2 protein-coding genes and 1 pseudogene are annotated in these 3235 nt (G+C 59.4%); all 3 read left to right on the forward strand.

Going from position 1 to position 3235, the window contains the following annotated elements; translation table 11 throughout:
* Window positions 1-361: hypothetical protein (locus IRZ24_RS18495; RefSeq protein WP_297167628.1), on the forward strand; the 361-nt coding region annotated here is incomplete at its 5' end.
* Between the two features lie 620 nt (window positions 362-981).
* Complete coding sequence (locus IRZ24_RS18500) at window positions 982-2091, forward strand: hypothetical protein (RefSeq protein ID WP_297167631.1); 1110 nt, start codon at window positions 982-984, stop codon at window positions 2089-2091.
* Between the two features lie 304 nt (window positions 2092-2395).
* Window positions 2396-3235: pseudogene (locus IRZ24_RS18505) on the forward strand (hypothetical protein); the annotation flags it as partial.

The following is a 3235-nucleotide window of genomic DNA, read 5'->3' on the forward strand; positions in this document are numbered from 1 at the left end:
ATCTACACCGTCTAATTCGTCGGCAGCGGCAGATGTGTATACGAGCCAGAGGCTGAGGAGCGCCGCCAATCCTCCCCCTCAGGGGGACGACCCGAAGGAAGAAGCACAGCTAGGGAATGACGATAGCTTGCAAGACGACCGGTTGATGATGCGTATAGTCCAGTTCATCGGCCTGCTGGACGCCGGGCGGCGTTATGGTATCTATGATTTTCGGCACCGTGCTCGGATCAACGGTACAGTGAGGGTCGCTGCTGACCACGCTGCAGACGCCGAAAGTGTAGGGACCAGGTGTGCTGGTGAAGGCCCGCGCCTGATCCGGTACGAGCGAGCACCCGGCCCATCGGAGGCCGCCTGGCTCTGACCGGCTCCGGCCCTGACTCTGCTGTCCGGCAGGAGCAGCAGCAGCCCACAGCAGAGTCCCATCAGCAAGGCACGCACCATCTTCAGCAGAGGCTGAGCTGTTCCGCCTCTCTCAGCTGTGACTTGCCTGACCCCGTTGTCGCCAATGTTCATGTTATGCACACCTCCGAGCGCTGGAAAGCGGAGCGCACAGAGCCAGCTTCCACCCGGCTTCGCCCACCTGCCTCCCGCCGCTGTGTGACCCCACCTTCCTTCTAGTCCAGTTGAGATTGCCCCTTTCTTTCTTCCAGAAAGAGCGGAAGCAAGAATCGTGCCCGCTTCTGTGCTACACACAGCATACACAGAAAATGTCGTGGCGCCGCCACCAGCCGGGAAGAGCAAGACACTTGCTACGCTCCCGCTCTGCAACAAACGTATTTTATGTCCGTTCAATTTTTACAACTAATATTGCTCACTCTACAATAACTAGATAAAAATACCTATGTCACTTTTATTGACAATTGGCAATATATCTATCATATATATTTCTGCTACTGTCGCGCTATTTGAACAGCTGAGCAGGCAAACTGAAGCCACAGTAGTGGCAACGTCCTGTAGTAGTTCCGCGGAGAGGTGAACAAGATGCAATTATGGCCGACGGCAGGAGCCTCCTATTCGCCGGAGGGAGCTGGCGCGACGGGGCACTTCAGATGGAAGCAGATGCCGCAGCGAGGCGGGTGGCTACTGCTTCTCAGCCTACTTTATGGGCTGGCCAGTGTTTTTGCGCTCGGGGAGAGTGTGGTGATTGCCACAGCGGGCAGAGAGGCTGGTCCCAGCGCTCTGCTTCCAGGCTTTGTGAGTCTGCTGCTCTTCCTCATAGTCAACCTGTTGCTTCTGCTCAAGGAAGCCTTCCCCTTCCTGACCCTTCACGGAGCGCTCCACTGGGCAGCCTGGAGCTGGTGGCGCAGACTTCTGATGGGTGCACTTTACGTGCTGCTCATCATTATGCCACTCGCCTACCTGAGCCAGGCCGTGGGCAGCTACCTTGGCGCAGGCGAGGAGACCCAGAGCGTAGCTCTACTGCAAGGCTGGCGCGGGCAGAGGAGCGGCAGGCGTATCGCCTTTGGAGTAGGGGGAGCCATCCTGATTCTGCTCTGCGCCCTCTGCTCTTGCATGGCAGGCATGCTGAGTCAGAGCTTCATCCAGGCGAGCATGCCCCCGGCTTCTCCTACGGTTCCCTCAGAGAACCGCGCTGTCTCCCTGGCGGCTTCGCCGACTGCCGGCAGCACGGTCACCGCGGTCGTCCCGACCTCAATAGCGACAGCCACCAGGCCCGGTGTCACCGCTGGGCCGACACAGCCATCGAGGCCCACGCCTGGCCCGACACCTACACCCACGCCTACACCCACGCCCAGCCCAACACCGCTACCGACAGAGACGCCGACTCCTCCTCCTACGCCAACGCCAACCCCGACGCCGGTGCCGACCGAGGCGCCTGCTCCTACGCCAACCCCCACGCCCTGCCCCGGCGTCAATTGCAATCCCTGGGGCTACAATTTCGATTCCACCAATGGCAGCCTCATCTATTCGCCCCCCAGCGGCTTCTGCGACTACTTCGATTGTATCCCTAGCTTCTGGGAGGGCAAAGGCTACGTGGTCGAGTGCAACGATGGCATGTACAGCAAATCGGGTGGAGTCCGCGGCGTCTGCTCTGGTCACGGCGGCGTCTGGCGTCGGCTCTACGCTCACTGAAAGCGAGAGCTGCCTGGAGAGCGTCCCTCGAACCGGTAGCTGCTCAGGGCAAGAGCAGCTACCGGTTTCTTTTCCCTGAAATGCTCCTTCTCCATAAGAGTGAGCGCCTACCACGCTTCTACCAGCGCGTCGACCGCGAAGCGTTGCGCAGCGATTGCCTGTAAGGCAGGAGCCGGGACAACGTTCGCTTTCCTCTCACGGATTGAGATCTATATATTGACATATATTATGATCGCTTGCCAAAATATAAATCCTCACAGAAAGCAAGAGAGCATATTTCCTGTAAAGCGAGGGGAAAGACAGCATGGAACCACCAGTCGACACGAGACCATCTATTCCCGCCGGGGCCGGGAACGCCTCGCTCCGCAAGCGTCGGGATCTATTTCTACTGGCTCTCCTCTTTCTCTACTGCTTCGCAGTACTGTTGAGCGTCATCGATAGCGCGATTGTCAGCGACGTCAGCAGCTACGGTCCAGTGGAGAGTCCGGGGCCATTGGGGATCATTGGTGTGCTCATGATGATCGTTCTCCTGTTGACGCTCATGATCAGCGAAGGCCGTCGCTTGTTTAGTCTGGAGGGGCGGCTGACCTGGAAGCGGCTTCGGTGGTGGCAGAAGCTGCTTGTTGTATTAGGGTATCTCAGCAGCCTCATCGTGCCGATCTACCTCATCCTGGCCCTGCGCTCGCACCTGGGGAATCAGCGACAAAGCCTGAGACAGATGCTTCAAGCCCAGTGGCAGAGCCATCAGCAAGGCGCTGGTCATAGTCAGATGGCTCTAGTGCTGGGCTGCAGCACGCTTGTGATCACATGCTCGCTGTGTACCACTATGCTCGCCTTCAGCGAGCATCAGGCACTCTTGAGCAGCCTCACACCCACACCTGTGCTCAGGGCAGCCGCCAATAGCGCGGCGCAGGCAGCGCATCCTGCAACCAGCCCCATTGTCTACCGCACCCAGACCGTCCAGGCAACCCGTTCGCCTGTCAGGCCGACAGCAACTCCAACGCGGGTCCCAACCCCGACGCCCACACCGCGGCCTCGACCGACGCCCACACCACCACCGCCCAGGCCGACCCCGACTCCTACCCCCTGCCCTGGTGCAGTCTCTTATTCACATAACCGCCCCCCCGAGACCCACGCGAAACTC

This window comes from Thermogemmatispora sp. (assembly GCF_019683755.1).
In the GTDB taxonomy this organism is placed as follows: Bacteria; Chloroflexota; Ktedonobacteria; order Ktedonobacterales; family Ktedonobacteraceae; genus Thermogemmatispora.